11 protein-coding genes are annotated in these 14,430 nt (G+C 47.3%); 6 read left to right on the top strand and 5 right to left on the bottom strand.

Annotation, left to right across the window (positions count from 1 at the left end):
• Positions 1 to 57: 57 nt before the first annotated feature.
• Positions 58 to 2,910, bottom strand: a complete 2,853-nt coding sequence (locus tag HY58_RS08120) for a glycoside hydrolase N-terminal domain-containing protein (protein WP_072037596.1) — start codon at positions 2,908 to 2,910, stop codon at positions 58 to 60.
• A 964-nt stretch (positions 2,911 to 3,874) separates the two neighbouring features.
• On the opposite strand from HY58_RS08120, the gene HY58_RS08115 reads away from it, so the two are divergent.
• Positions 3,875 to 4,384, top strand: coding sequence for a hypothetical protein (locus tag HY58_RS08115; protein WP_156123621.1), 510 nt, complete (start codon positions 3,875 to 3,877; stop codon positions 4,382 to 4,384).
• A 37-nt stretch (positions 4,385 to 4,421) separates the two neighbouring features.
• Complete coding sequence (locus tag HY58_RS08110; protein ID WP_039130359.1) at positions 4,422 to 4,820, top strand: GreA/GreB family elongation factor; 399 nt, start codon at positions 4,422 to 4,424, stop codon at positions 4,818 to 4,820.
• A gap of 66 nt (positions 4,821 to 4,886) precedes the next feature.
• Here the strand turns inward: HY58_RS08110 and HY58_RS08105 are convergent, their stop codons facing one another.
• The 3 genes from HY58_RS08105 to HY58_RS08095 form a co-directional block, all read right to left on the bottom strand.
• On the bottom strand, positions 4,887 to 6,620 hold the full coding sequence (locus tag HY58_RS08105; RefSeq protein WP_082022095.1) for a glycoside hydrolase domain-containing protein: 1,734 nt from the start codon (positions 6,618 to 6,620) through the stop codon (positions 4,887 to 4,889).
• Positions 6,621 to 6,702: 82 nt separating this feature from the next.
• Entirely contained in the window at positions 6,703 to 7,020 is a 318-nt protein-coding gene (locus HY58_RS08100; protein WP_039131073.1) for a carboxypeptidase-like regulatory domain-containing protein, read from the bottom strand.
• 205 nt (positions 7,021 to 7,225) lie between these two features.
• Positions 7,226 to 7,648, bottom strand: coding sequence for a carboxypeptidase-like regulatory domain-containing protein (locus tag HY58_RS08095; protein WP_039130357.1), 423 nt, complete (start codon positions 7,646 to 7,648; stop codon positions 7,226 to 7,228).
• A gap of 131 nt (positions 7,649 to 7,779) precedes the next feature.
• Between HY58_RS08095 and polA the strand changes: the two genes are divergently transcribed.
• A complete protein-coding gene (gene polA / locus HY58_RS08090) occupies positions 7,780 to 10,611 on the top strand; it encodes a DNA polymerase I (protein WP_039130354.1) in 2,832 nt (943 codons plus the stop codon).
• 21 nt (positions 10,612 to 10,632) lie between these two features.
• Positions 10,633 to 11,241, top strand: a complete 609-nt coding sequence (locus HY58_RS08085) for a YdeI family protein (protein ID WP_039130350.1) — start codon at positions 10,633 to 10,635, stop codon at positions 11,239 to 11,241.
• On the opposite strand, the gene HY58_RS08080 is transcribed toward HY58_RS08085, so the two are convergent.
• The gene (locus HY58_RS08080) at positions 11,242 to 12,780 is read right to left on the bottom strand and encodes a carbon-nitrogen hydrolase family protein (protein ID WP_039130348.1); all 1,539 of its coding nucleotides are present in this window, start codon (positions 12,778 to 12,780) and stop codon (positions 11,242 to 11,244) included.
• 50 nt (positions 12,781 to 12,830) lie between these two features.
• Here HY58_RS08080 and HY58_RS08075 point away from each other — a divergent pair, with 50 nt between their 5' ends.
• Positions 12,831 to 13,484, top strand: a complete 654-nt coding sequence (locus tag HY58_RS08075) for a DsbA family protein (protein WP_039130345.1) — start codon at positions 12,831 to 12,833, stop codon at positions 13,482 to 13,484.
• 9 nt (positions 13,485 to 13,493) lie between these two features.
• Positions 13,494 to 14,420, top strand: coding sequence for a 1-phosphofructokinase family hexose kinase (locus HY58_RS08070; protein ID WP_039130343.1), 927 nt, complete (start codon positions 13,494 to 13,496; stop codon positions 14,418 to 14,420).
• Positions 14,421 to 14,430 lie beyond the last annotated feature (10 nt).

Here is a 14,430-nt window from a genome sequence, read left to right as displayed (position 1 = left end):
CTGATTATGTGATTTCTATAAAGGTCGGTTTCCATTTTGACTAAATCGCCTAAAAAATCAGATAATCCGGTATTTCTTTCCGTTTTTAACAATAAAACCGACCTCCCGCGCTCCCTTTTCCGCGCCAGCAACCAGTTTCCCCTTTTCATCCACGATCTTCATCCCCCCCGGCAAAATCAACCTGCAAAGCGAACCCTTCACCCCACCAGCTCTTCCTCCCACCCCAACACTTGCCCCAACACCAACCCCTCCTGCTCCACCGGCACTCCCCTCCCCACTCCTCGCTGCCCGCTTTCCAGACTTCTTCTTTTCCCCATTGCCTATTGCCTGCTCTTTCCGAACTGCCTCACTATCAGCCTTTCCAACCTTACTACTCGCTGTCCGCTCCCCAACCCCCATCTTTTCCCTATTGCCTATTGCCTTCACCGCCTTCCTGACTTCCCCCCTCACCAGCTTCCCCTCCCTCCAGTCCATATCCACTTCAAATCCACCCCTTGCTTTTAATCCTTTTATGCTTCCATTCACCCAGTCGGCCCCTTTGGGTAATGCCGGCAGGAAACGTATAACTTCTTCAGTACCATGACTTTGCAGCAGCATCTCTGCGATCCCCGCCACCGCCCCAAAGTTCCCGTCTATCTGGAACGGCGGATGCGCACAGAACAGGTTGGCATAGGTTCCCCCCCCGCCGCTCATCTCGATTCCCAGTCCCTTCGTGGGTTTCAGCAGTCCCCTTACCAGCGCCGCCGCATGGTCACCATCTCCAAGTCGGGCCCAGAAACTGATCTTCCAGGCCTTACTCCAGCCGGTGCCATCATCACCCCGTTGCAGAAGCGTTTGCCTGGCCGCCGCTGCCAGGGCCGGAGATTCCCATGGCGTGATCTCATCATAGGGATGCAATCCATAGAGATGCGACACATGGCGGTGCCGCGGTTCCGCGTCAGCATAATCCTCCAGCCACTCATTGAGGTCGCCCTTCGCCCCAACCTGGTTGGGCGCCAGCCGGGGGACCAATGCTTTCAGCTCCGATCTCCAGGCACTATCCACCGCCAAAATCTTACTGGCCCTGATGCAGGAATTGAAAAGCTCGCGGCTGATCTGCATATCCATGGTTGGACCCATAGCTGTTTGTCCGCGGAAGCCATCGGGCAATATATAAGTGTTCTCCGGCGAATTGGACGGCGCCGTCACCAGCCAGCCATTTTTGGGCTCTTTAATCAGGATCCCCTGCAGAAATCGGGCGGCTCCTCTCAGTACCGGGTAATATTTGCGCAGGAAAGCAGTATCGCGATTGAAGCGCCAGTGCTCCCAGATATGCTCGCATAGCCATGCGCCACCCGTTAGCGTAGAGCCCCATTCGGCTCCCTCGCCGGGTGATGTGTATTTCCAGGGATTGCTGATCACATGTGCCACCCATCCCTCCGCGCCATAATAGGCCCTGGCGGTTTTTTGCCCATTTTCCACCAGTTCCGCAGTGAATCGGTGCAGCGGTTCGGCCAGTTCACCCAGATTGGTGGTTTCCGCAAGCCAGTAGTTCATCTGGATATTTATATTGAGATGATAATCGCCATTCCATGGCGTCTGGTATTCCGTGGCCCAGAGCCCCTGCAGGTTGGCCGGCAGCAATCCCGGCCGGGAAGATGATATCAAAAGGTATCGCCCGAAATTATAATAGAGCACCGGCAACTGCCTGTCCGATCCCCCGCCGGCATACCGCACTAAACGTTCCTGCGTAGTAATTTTGCTTAATCCTCCAAAACGCCCACTCACTTTTTTACTTTCAGTTCTGCTCTCTATTCCATTCTCCATTCTATTCACTGTTAGATTCTCCTTACTATTAACTATTCCATTCTCTTTTCTATTAACTCTTCTATTCTCTTCTCTATTCTCTCTTCTATTCTCTGATCCATCCCTTGCATTATTCCTAACCTCCTCCAGCATCTTCCAACGATTACGGTTGAATAAATTCTGGTAAAAAGAAGTACTATTTTTTATCGCCCGATCATAACCGTTTGAAATCGCTTGTAGACTCTTCTCAATTATTTGGTTACCGGAATCTTTATTCTGCTTTACTTCGCCACTATTCAAATATCGCGTAGCCATTTTCATCGGATCCTCTGCCGATAACAAGCCCGTTTCATTATAAAAATTTGTAGCCGCCGAAATCCGGATCCAGCATTCACTCGCATTCTCTATTACAAGCCCACTTTCTTCCTGCCTGATACTTCCATCCCGAACCGTGGGCACCGCAATGGCGGCAAAACGCATACCCGCGTCTTTACCTGCCGGCAATTGTCCCTCCACCAGGAGTCGATTGTCCTTTGCCGTAACCCTTGCATTTTCAGCGCGATACATCGATAACCGGAAATTCAATGCGCCTTTTCGCGAACTGCTCAGCTTCATCCATATTATATCATTCACAAAATCAGTGAACAGCTCTTCTTTGATGGTTGCGCCGTTTCGTGTATAGGTGGTAGTTGCAATCGCCGTTTCGATATTCAGTACCCGCTCATATCCCGAAACTGGCAAAAGGCTATCGCGCCAGTCAATAAACAGGTCACCCAGCGCCTGGTAGCATCCATATTTTTCCTTCGCCCCGCTTCCATAACCCGATCCCACGCCCTTCGATACAAAATGTTTTTGTAAAAGCGCTTGTGCCTCACGGTTATTACCCGCAAGCAGCAGGTCCTGTATGGGCTTCAGATAAAACCTTGCACTATCGTTATCGGCATCCTGCGGCCCACCCGACCAAAGGGAGATTTCATTCAGCGCGATCCGCTCCCTTCTCGTTCCGCCATACATCATCGCGCCCAGCCGGCCATTGCCCAGTGGCAGACTCTCCGTGAATCCCGCCGCCGCCGTATCAAAGCGGATAAGAATATCCTCTTGCTGCGCCGATAAGTTTACACTCATCAAAAAACAGGCAACTAAAAAAAAGCATCTCATACTTGAAACACTGTTCCCGCATATTGAAGTAAAAACAGATTTAAACAAATCGTTAGTCTGCATGAATCCTAAAAATTAGATGTGCTTCTAAGTTAGGGATTGGTGTCCGTGCAGGCTGTCAATATAATACCTGTTATAGAGCCAATCTTAACATAATACCTATGTTACCAATCTGAGAATCACCGTTAAGTTGCCAAACATAACATCACGCTTATGTTGCTAAACTAAGAGTCACCGTTAAGTTCCCAAACATAACATCACGCTTGTGTTGCTAATCCCAACACCATAGGCAAACTTATCATCCCACTGTGCACCCGCCAGAACCTTCCGCAGTTATACTATTGAATTATCACACAATTTATATTGCCCAATATATGGATCAGAAAATGTACTTATTGCATCCTATATGCGTCAGTTTATATCAGATTATATTGATCTATATATAGAATATTAACTGCACATATTGCATCATATATGAGTCAATATAAAATTGACCTTTTTCGAATATACACTCCCGGATAATTACGATTTGTAAGCAGCTCAGGAAAAACCCCGCAGCAACCACAGCAGTGAACCACAGCAGTAAACCACAGCAGTAAACCACAGCCGCAACCACAGCAGCAAACCCCTAATTTCATCAGTAATCACTCCCGACCCCAAGCAACCCGGCAACCCAATAGAAAAACCAATCTTAACAATACTGAAATGAATCCATTCAGTTAATTGACTATGTTTGCCATAGTGAAAAAAATCTTCCACATATCACTTCCTCTTTATTACATGTCCAACTTCAAGGACTTTAATACTATTACCCCGGCATGCTAATGCATTGACCCGGGGCTCGTCATTTTATTTCAACATCACAAGATTTTAAAGGCATCCGATTGCGGTATCTCCACGAGATAGCCAACATACTTTAATTCCATTCATCATGACAATGCTATTCATGCTGGCAGGACCGGTTATTGCCATTATTATCGTGCTTACAATTATCCAGAGAAAGAAAGCACGTCATAAGGCAGCGTTCGCAGCAAAACTAAAAGCACTCACTTCAAGCCACGGTCTTGAGCTTGACCTCTTTGAACAATTCAACAACCGACTGATCGGTCTCGATCACCAGCAGGGTAAACTCCTGTTCATCGAATTCCATGGCAGCAACTGGAACTTCAATATGTTTCATGTAGACCAGATCAAAGCCTGTGCAGTATTGCGTTCGGCGGCATCAATTTCAAGTGAGGGCACAGCAACAGCAAACAACTATTCTATTCCCCCCATAGGCCTTCAATGCCATATGGAAGACGGCTCCATAGTAACCCTGCCTTTCTATTCAACACATACCGATACATTCCATGACGCAACAGCGCTCACCAGGAAAGCTGCCTACTGGAGAAGAAAGATCAACGGCATGCTCACCAAACACGGGGAACCTGAATTTTTTTAACACATCCCCCAATCAATTCATAACAAAAAATACAATCATGAAACAAGAACAAAACGACACCATCATCATGCTCAAAGAAGATGTAGCAGTACTTAACAGCTTACTGGAAAAAAATAGCCAGCTGCCTGAAGCTGAAATCATTCGCGAAAAGATAGCTAAGGCAACGATCCTCGACAACTATAATTTCCCGCGCGACGTAGCTCGATTAAACACCGTCCTCACTATCCGCGATAAAGTAGTGCGCCAGAATTTCCAGTACGCTCTCACCGTTCCGGAACCCGGCACTGTACACTATTCATCCGACAGTATCTTCCGCCCACTCGGCGCAGCACTACTGGGAATGAGAACAGGCGATGAACTCGCCTTCCCAACACAAAAAGGAACCCGCTATTTCTTCGTTATGGAAATGGAAAACCCGGTAGAGTCAATTTATTAAGTCATTGCGAAACCACGCAAACAAAAGATTTAATGCATAATAGAGCCGATATGAGCACCATCAATATCAGGGACCCTGTATTTTCAACAGATCCCTCCTCGCCTCCTTCAACATCGAAGCAGCAGGAACCGTAGCCAGCGCTTCAATCTTGAAGCGCTTCAATATCGAATCCAGCATCTCGATCTTTCCCTTCTTCCCCTCCCGCGTCCAACGCTCACGAAGAATACGCATCTTCTCGAAATCCTGTATCCCCTCGCGAAGTTTTTCAAATCGTACAGAAGTCTGCGGACCCGGATATACCTGGTAAGTATCACCCGCGGGCCATGAACCGAAACGGCTGTCGCGCAAAGGATCGGCAGGCCAGCTATTATAAGCCCAGCGCAGGTATCCGGTGAATCCCTTCGCCGCCGCATACCACCCGATCCACGACTGCTCCGCCGCAGGTGAAAATGTAAAATTATTGGGATACTGCTCCACACAGCAGGTATAATACGTAGATGGTTTACCCGCCGCAATGCGCGCACGCAACACTTCCTCAGGGAAATCCCAACGGGAAGCCAGACAGTAATCAAAAAGATCTTTCTCGATCTCCGCATGATAATCCCCCGCCAGCGCAATTTTCCACGAAGGATCTATTTCCTTCAGCATGTTGATCGCCTGCTGCATATCTTTCAGCGGCCGCTCATCCATCGCAATACTCGTAATAGAAAACCATCCCTTCTCCTTGAGATGACGCGTAAAATCTTTTAACATCGGCCGCCATGTTGCAACATATGCCTCACTCCCTATCGGAGTGGTCACACTGCTATCCTTTCCACTCGCCTCATCATAATAGCGAACCACCATCTTCCAAGGTATCATCGAATAACAATTGATCCGCTTATCAATGCCAGCATCCATTACAAACTGAACATACTTATCAAAAAGACTATAATCAAACTGCCAGCTGCCATCGGTTTTCTTTATCCACTTTATCAGCGATGGATAATCATCATAGGTCTGGTGCCCCCATGGCTCCTCAACTATACTCGCAGTAATATTTTTTTGTCCCGCTTCCGCCAGCATCCTGAAATATGGTCGCAACAAATCAAAATGTTTATCACTCCAAAGTTCCACATCATGCACTCTCGCCACCGCAGCAGGATGTTGCCATAGGTCGAGATCAAAACTCCAGTCGCTGGCTGGTGGAAGAATGCCATCCATCACTTCCAGGCTTATGCGAAGTTTCTGCTTCATCACCTTCACCGTGCCGGTATAAATACCAGGCTCAGCGCCCAACGGCACATCCAGTGAAACCCATACCACCTGAAGCTTTCCGTTCAGCTTATCCAACCCGCTTTCATAATCTATCCTATCGCGTGCAAGAGAAGAATCTTTCGCTTCCGGCAATGGTGCACCACATCCCCCGGCATACTCATCTGTCATCACCGGCTGCACCATTCCAAACCTGAAATTCTCTGAAGAAATATTCGATTGTCCCGTCCTTATCAGATCACTGAAACGCAGCTTCAGTCCACCATTCGTTTTACCCGATTGCACCAGCACCTGCACATGCACCCTTTCACCCCTCCATGCTGCTACCGACCAGCGCTGCTCCGGAATGGATTGCAGTATTGTATCAACGCCATAACGTATATCGCTGTCACCAAATCCAACCATTAATTTTTTGGGTGCGGATTGCGAAACAGAAGTCCCCTGCGAATTTGAACCCAATTGCGAAACAGCATTACCTTGCGCAAAAACTCCCGGCGCAAATAAATTAGTACAGCAAACAACAATTATTAAAAGTGATCGGATCATAATCTTGCATTATAACCCTTGAATGTAGCACAAAAAAAAGCAGCACTCACGTGCTGCTCTTTATTTTTTCATAGCGGAAATACTATTGATCAAGTTTGATCTCGCCAACATCTGTAGGCTGTGCATCTTTTACACTAACACCATCCTTAGCAGTGCTCTTGTAAGGAGCCTTTGCTTCAATGATAAGACGGTAATCTCCCGGCTTAACATTCACGATCTCAAAAGCACCATTCATGATATCTGCTTTCAATGTATCAGTAGCAGAAAGTGCCCACGCCTTAACCGCACCATCAGCAGGTGTAACTGTTCCTTTGATAGAACCTGTCTCCAGACCCTTAAAGGCAAATAATCCTGCTGTCATAACACCCAGTGCAAGCACTGTCATTTTCATGTTTTTCATATGTTCTCTTTTTGTGGTTGAAAGAGCGATTGCATAGGTACTAAAATCACAAGCCCTATGCAATCGCATTTTATAAGCTCAGCTAATTGCTGATATAAAAACTTCTAATACTTGTGTGCTCTTCTCTATTCACCGTTGCCTATTATCTTATCTATTACTATCTATTTTTCTCTTCCCTTCTATTCCCTATTGCCTATTGCCTTCCTTACTGCTTCGCCGTCTCTTTCTTCAGCGTATCAACTACAGGCTTCTTCATCACACTATCCTGAACCGGCTGACCTGAAACACTGTCCGGAACTGGCTTTGTTGCTGCCTCCAGAAGCGCAATCATACCAACATCCACAGGCTGCGCATCAACAACACTAACGCTGTCTTTGATCGTATGCCTGTATGGAGCCTTAGCCTCGATCACTAACTTGTAATCTCCTGGCTTCAGATCATTGATCGTAAAGTTTCCGTTCTCAAGAATTGAACGTACTGTATCGGTACTTGAAACTGCCCATACATTAGCTACATTTTCAGCCGGCGTTACTGTCCCTTTGATAGATCCGCCTTCTATATTTGCGAATGCAAATAATCCCGCGGCCATTACACCAAAAGCCAATGCCGTTGCCTGCATCTTTTTCATAAACTATTTTTTTTGTTGGTAGAATATTGTTGCTATACCCCCATATCCAATGACCGTGCCAGTAATGTCTTAGAGAAATGTTAATGCATCGATTTATATTTAAGGAGCCTTTGGGCACTATCTTTGCAACTATGGATAAAAGACTGTTTCTGCTAGACGCCATGGCACTGATTTTCAGAGCATATTATGCTCTGATCAGGAGCCCTCGTATTACCTCCCAGGGTAAGAATACAAATGCACAGTTTGGTTTTACCAACGCTCTCCTCGAACTAATTAATAATCGTCATCCTTCTCATATGGCCGTCTGTTTTGATACACAGGCACCAACAGAAAGACATACTGATTTCACCGAATACAAAGCAAACAGACAAGAGGCTCCCGAAGATCTTCTTCTCGCTATCCCCGATATCAAACGCATCATCAAAGGTTTCAATATTCCCTGCATCGAAATGGATGGATTTGAAGCCGATGATGTTGTTGGTACGCTCAGCAAACAGGCCGCCGCGGCAGGTTACGAAGTATTCATGGTTACACCCGATAAAGACTATGGCCAACTTGTTTCTGATAAAATAAAAATTTATAAACCCGGTTACCAGGGCGGTGATATAGAGATCATGGGGCCCGAAGAAGTGTGCGCTAAATGGAATATTAAATCGGTCGACCAGGTGATCGATGTACTTGGATTAATGGGTGATGCTGTTGATAATATTCCCGGTATCCCCGGCGTTGGTGAAAAGACCGCCGCTAAATTATTGGCTGAATACGGAACCCTCGAAAACATTCTCGCCAACGCTGATTCTATCAAAGGCGCACTGGGCGAAAAGATCCGCAACGGAAGGGAATCCGCAATCGTTTCAAAAAAACTCGCCACCATCATCACGAATGTTCCTGTTGAATTTCATGAAGGCGATTTTAAACTGAAAGAATGGAATCGTGATGGACTGCGTGAGATCTTCACCGAACTTGAATTCCGCACCGTCGCGAAAAGAATTCTCGGTGAAGAAATATTAACCAGCACACCATCTGCACCACAAGGTGTTCAGACCGATCTTTTCGGAAATGCTGTTGCTTCTAATAATAATGGACCGCAAAATGTTGCTGCCAATACGGATGAACTCGCAGAGGAGATGGCACTGAAGATCGATAAGAACATAAATAATACGCCACATAATTATGAACTGGTTCAGGGCGCTGATGCTATTAACGCCTTAGTGAAAAAACTTTCCGCATTCTCTGAAATTTGCTTCGATACGGAAACTACAAATATTGATGCGAATGATGCTGAACTGGTTGGAGTCTCATTCTCCGTTAAACCGCATGAAGGTTATTATATTCCCTGTCCACCCGATATGCAGGCTACAAAACTTATCCTCACGCAACTCATGCCGCTGTTTCATGATAGCAGCAAGGTTTGGGTGGGACAAAACATTAAATACGATCTGCTGGTATTGAAATGGTATGGCGTTGAGCTTAGTGGAAATCTTTTTGATACCATGCTGGCGCATTATGTTATTGAACCCGAAGGCAAACGTGGCATGGATCTCCTCAGTGCCAAATACCTCGGTTATGAACCCGTTCATATTGAAGAGCTGATCGGTAAAAAAGGTAAGGGCCAGGGTAACATGCGTGATGTTGAACTGGAGAAAATTAAAGAATATGCTACCGAAGATGCAGACATCACCCTGCAGCTCAAACAAAAGTTCATGCCCCTCCTCAAAGAACTGGAAGTGCAGAAGGTTTTTGAGAAAGTAGAGAACCCTCTTGTGAAAGTGCTCACCGATATGGAGTTTGAAGGCATCCGCGTTGATACCGATTTCCTCAACGAATACTCCAAAGAACTGGAGCGCGATGCAAAGCAGGCTGAAGAACGTGTTTACCAGCAGGCAGGCATCCGCTTCAACCTCGCTTCTCCCAAACAATTGGGTGAAGTGCTTTTTGAAAAACTGAAGATCGATCCCAAAGCAAAGAAGACAAAAACAGGTCAGTATGCTACGGGTGAAGATGTGCTCACCAAACTCGCATTGCAGAACCCCATCGTTGATGATATCCTCGCCTTCCGCGAACTCACCAAGCTTCGCTCCACCTATGTGGATGCACTACCGTTGATGATTAACCGCAAAACAGGAAGGGTGCATACTTCATATGCCCAGGCAGTGGCGGTAACGGGTCGTCTCTCAAGCAATAATCCCAACCTGCAGAATATCCCCGTGCGTACCGACCGTGGCCGGGAGATCCGCAAAGCCTTCATCCCACGCGATGAAAATCATATCCTGCTCTCGGCCGATTACTCGCAGATCGAACTGCGCATCGTGGCAGCAATAAGTGGCGATACCAATATGTGCGAGGCCTTCCGCCAGGGTAAGGATATCCATACCGCCACCGCCGCCAAGGTATTCGGGATTGATGAATCCGAAGTGACCAAAGACCAACGTCGTAAAGCCAAGAGTGTAAACTTTGGTATCATCTATGGACAGGGGGCTTTCGGCCTTGCCGATAACCTCGGCATCAGCAGAACCGAAGCAAAGGAGATCATCGATAATTATAAAAAAGAATTCAGTGGCCTCACCCGCTATATGGATGAAACGGTGAACTTTGCAAAAGAGCATGGTTATGTCCAAACCCTGATGGGTCGTAAACGGTGGTTGCGGGATATCAACTCCTCCAATTTTACCGTCCGTGGATTTGCTGAACGCAACGCCATCAATAGTCCCATCCAGGGCACTGCGGCCGACATGATCAAACTGGCGATGACGGCTATGCACGCTGCCATCAAAAGAGAGCGACTGAAAAGCCGCATGATTCTTCAGGTGCATGATGAACTTGTTTTCGATGCCCGAAAGGAAGAAGCTGATATGCTGATGCCGCTGGTCATTGAGTGCATGCAGAACGCGCTGCCTCTCCCCAACGAGGTGCCCGTTGTTGCAGAAGTTGGTAAAGGCTATAACTGGTTGGAAGCACATTAGGAAGCATTTAAAACCGTCCATATGGTTACAACCGATCCTCGCATTGATGCCTATATAGAGCAGGCGCAGCCTTTTGCCAGGCCCATCCTGCAACATCTGCGCTCGCTGGTGCACAAGGCCTGTCCGGATACTGTCGAAACCATTAAATGGGGCTTCCCGCACTTCCTCTATAAAAAAGAGATCCTTTGCAGCATGGCTTCCTTCAAAAAACATTGCGCCTTTATTTTCGGGAAAGCCTCTCTCATGAAAGATCCTATCCTTATAGAAAATGCCCGTGCCGAAACCGCCATGGGTCATCTCGGTAAGATCATGTCACTGAAAGATCTTCCCGCCAACAAGCAAATGATCGCTTATCTCCACGAAGCAATGGAGCTCAATGATAAAGGCATCAAACTCCCGAAAAAATCTACCGTCCCAAAAAAGGAACTGATGGTGCCTAAAGAACTTAAAGAGGCTCTTTCAAAAAATAAAAAAGCCTTTGACGTATTCGACAAAGCCAGCTACAGCCACCGCAAGGAATTCATTGAATGGATCTGTGAAGCCAAAACAGAAGCAACCCGCAATAAGCGCATTAGCAAGACCATCGAAATGCTTGCTGAAGGCAAATTGCACAACGAAGATTATAAGTAGTTACTCTTTTTTGCTCTCCCCTTTTATCAGCTTGAGCTCATACAGATCAAGTCGCCTGTCTTTCATGGTGGTCACACTTCCATACTCATGCAATTCTGCCAGCAGCGTAAGATCCACATCTGATATTACGATCATCTCTGTATTGGGTGTAGCCTCTGCTTTAATTCCATTCACAGGAAACGCAAAGTCGGAGGGCGTTAGTACCGCGGATTGTGCAAACTGCAGATCCATATTATGCACCTTGGGAAGATTACCCACCGTACCGGCTATCGCAACAAAGCATTCATTCTCGATAGCCCTCGCTGCGGCACAATAACGGACGCGGTTATACGCATTTTGAGTATCGGTAAGAAAGGGTACAAACAATATCTGCATACCCTGCTCCGCCAGTAACCGCGCCAGCTCCGGAAACTCCACATCATAACAGATCAGCACGCCAACCTTGCCCGCATCGGTTTCTATCACCTGCACTTTATCTCCTCCCTTAATGGCCCACTCATATTCTTCTGATGGGGTGGGATGGATCTTATCATACTTGTCGATCTTTCCATTACGATGCAAAAAATAAGAAGTGTTATAGAGATCTCCCTCCCGCTCCTCGGGCATACTTCCGCCGATGATGTTTACATTATAGGAGATGGCAAACTTCGACAACGCCGCAACTATATCGGGTGTATACTTGGCAAGCTCACGGATGGCGGCATGCCCCGGAAGGTGATTGAATGGTTCCATCAGCGGCGCATTGAAGAACTCGGGCAGCACCACGAAATCAGAACTGTAATCACTTACCGCATCAACAAAATATTCTACCTGTCCCAGCAGATCCTCCAGCGTTTTGTACTGCCGCATCTGCCACTGTACCACACCTATCCGAACAAAATCTTTACGCAGACCTATCTTCCCGCTATTGGGTTCATAGAATACATTGTACCATACTAACAGGGTGGCATAACCGCGGGACTCATTGTCTTCCGGAAGATAATCGCGAAGCACTTTCTTGATCTGGAAATCATTCGCAAGCTGGAAACTCAATGTGCTGTCATGAAGCTTTCGCGTCCTCACTTTTTCTATATACTCCCGCGGACTCATACTGTCTGCATGCTTGCCATAACCCGGTATTCTTCCCCCTGCTACAATGGCCCGAAGATTCAGCTTTTCACAAAGTGTCTTTCTCGCATCATATAACCTGCGTGCCAGTCGCAGCCCCCTCGATTCGGGATTGATGAACATCTCTATTCCATACAACACATCGCCCTGCGGATCATGTGTATCAAAGGTGAAATTTCCTGTCACCTGCCGGTAGCTATGGTTATCGCCAAATCGGTTGAAATTCACGATCAGCGTCAGCGCACAGCCCACCACCTTTCCATTGAGGGTAACACAGATCTGCCCCTCCGGAAATTTCTTCAGCAGCTTCTCCAGTGAAGACTCTCCCCAATACTGTCCCCCCATACTTGCATAGGCCTCTATCATCGAATCTTTCAGCTCCTGGAAATCAGCGATCGTTAGCGCCCTTACTTCTATTGTTGGATTATCCATTATGCAAACCTAAGCATATTAGAATTTGATTATTACTGTTAATTTGCACTATGACTCCTACGATCTACTACTGTTATGATGCGTATTGTGGCTGGTGCTATGGTTTCAGTCCCGTGATGAAAAAAATGGCAGAACTTTATTCCGACCAGATAGCTTTTGAAGTATTGTCGGGTGGGATGATACTCCCCGAAGAGCCTCGCCACATCAGCGTTGTAGCGGGCTATATAAGCGAGGCCTATAAGGGCATTGAAGAGCTTACCGGTGTGCGTTTCGGTGAAGATTATCTCTGGCATATCTTTAACCCATCTGAAAGCGATTGGTATCCCAACTCAGAGAAGCCGGCAATTGCTCTCTGCATTCTTAAGGAATATTTCCCCGACAGGCAGGTTGAATTTGCTGCCGACCTCCAGTATGCGCTGCACTTTGAGGGCCGTGATCTGTGCGACAATGAAGCTTACCGTCACCTGATAGAAAAATACAATTTCGAGGCGGAGGATTTCTTTAGCCGCCTCAACAGCGAAGAATACCGCGAGAAGGCCTATTATGAATTCCAGCTCGTAAAGCAACTTCAGGTGAACGGCTATCCCAGCGTGCTGGTGCAGGTGAGTGAGAGCAAGTTCTTCCTCATAGCCAGAGGCTATACCGACCAAACCACCATGATCCAACGAATCGAGGCGGTGATGGCGGACCTTAATAAAAATTAAGTAACCGCCATGATCCTCACCATTACCGTTAATCCCGCGGTTGATAAAAGTACCTCCACTGAAAAGCTGGTGGCGGAAAAGAAAATGCGCTGTACGGAAATGGTGGTGGAGGCTGGCGGTGGTGGCATCAATGTAAGCAAGGCCCTCTCGCGGCTTGGCGCTCCCAATAAGGCCATCATCACCAGTGGTGGCATCAATGGCATGCAGTTAGAGAAATGTCTGCAGGAGGCGGGTATTCAATATTTCGCCGTTCCCATCCATGGCGATACAAGAGAAAATGTGGTGCTCCTGGAAACCAGCAGTAACAGCCAGTACCGGCTTGTACTACCCGGACCAACCCTTTCAGCCAAAGTGGAAGACGCTATCCTCGATGCACTGGCATCCATTCAAGAAAAGCCGGAGATGATCATTGCCAGCGGTAGTCTTCCTCCCGGATTTGCTCCCGGCTTCTATGCACGTGTAGCCAGCTATTCACAGCGAAATGGAATCAGGTGCATCATTGATTGTTCCGGTGAGCCCTTATTGCTGGCTGCAAGGGCGGGCGTTTATCTCCTTAAGCCCAATCTAAACGAACTCAGCCAACTTGCGGGCCGCGATCATCTTGAAACCGACCAGGTGCTGGGTGCCGCAAAACAATTGCTGCATGAAGGCCGCTGTGAAGTGGTGGTGGTATCCATGGGTCCACAGGGTGCACTGATGGTAACCCCCGGCAGTCATTTATTGGTACCGGCTCCCACGGTGAAAAAGATCAGCACTGTGGGAGCCGGTGATAGTATGGTGGCGGGAATGGCCTACCAGCTCATGAAAAATGAATCACTCGAAAATATGATCCGATTTGGCATCGCCTGTGGAACAGCCGCTACCATGCAGCCCGGTACAAAACTGTTTGACCCCGCCGATGCATATCGCCTCTATGGATGGCTGCAACAACAATAGTAGCCGCCCG

Origin of the sequence: Flavihumibacter sp. ZG627 (assembly GCF_000814325.1) — a bacterium.
Taxonomy (GTDB): domain Bacteria; phylum Bacteroidota; class Bacteroidia; order Chitinophagales; family Chitinophagaceae; genus Flavihumibacter.
The sequence above is the reverse complement of the archived record's forward strand: the minus strand, read 5'-3'. Positions and strand labels throughout refer to the sequence as shown.

What these genes read in the sequence shown, in the direction of transcription:
- HY58_RS08120 (WP_072037596.1), bottom strand. Translation starts at nt 2,910, where the DNA reads ATGAGTGTAAACTTATCGGCGCAGCAAGAGGATATTCTTATCCGCTTT.
- HY58_RS08115 (WP_156123621.1), top strand. Translation starts at nt 3,875, where the DNA reads ATGACAATGCTATTCATGCTGGCAGGACCGGTTATTGCCATTATTATC.
- HY58_RS08070 (WP_039130343.1), top strand. Translation starts at nt 13,494, where the DNA reads ATGATCCTCACCATTACCGTTAATCCCGCGGTTGATAAAAGTACCTCC.
- HY58_RS08095 (WP_039130357.1), bottom strand. Translation starts at nt 7,648, where the DNA reads ATGAAAAAGATGCAGGCAACGGCATTGGCTTTTGGTGTAATGGCCGCG.
- polA (WP_039130354.1), top strand. Translation starts at nt 7,780, where the DNA reads ATGGATAAAAGACTGTTTCTGCTAGACGCCATGGCACTGATTTTCAGA.
- HY58_RS08100 (WP_039131073.1), bottom strand. Translation starts at nt 7,020, where the DNA reads ATGAAAAACATGAAAATGACAGTGCTTGCACTGGGTGTTATGACAGCA.
- HY58_RS08075 (WP_039130345.1), top strand. Translation starts at nt 12,831, where the DNA reads ATGACTCCTACGATCTACTACTGTTATGATGCGTATTGTGGCTGGTGC.
- HY58_RS08105 (WP_082022095.1), bottom strand. Translation starts at nt 6,620, where the DNA reads ATGATCCGATCACTTTTAATAATTGTTGTTTGCTGTACTAATTTATTT.
- HY58_RS08110 (WP_039130359.1), top strand. Translation starts at nt 4,422, where the DNA reads ATGAAACAAGAACAAAACGACACCATCATCATGCTCAAAGAAGATGTA.
- HY58_RS08085 (WP_039130350.1), top strand. Translation starts at nt 10,633, where the DNA reads ATGGTTACAACCGATCCTCGCATTGATGCCTATATAGAGCAGGCGCAG.
- HY58_RS08080 (WP_039130348.1), bottom strand. Translation starts at nt 12,780, where the DNA reads ATGGATAATCCAACAATAGAAGTAAGGGCGCTAACGATCGCTGATTTC.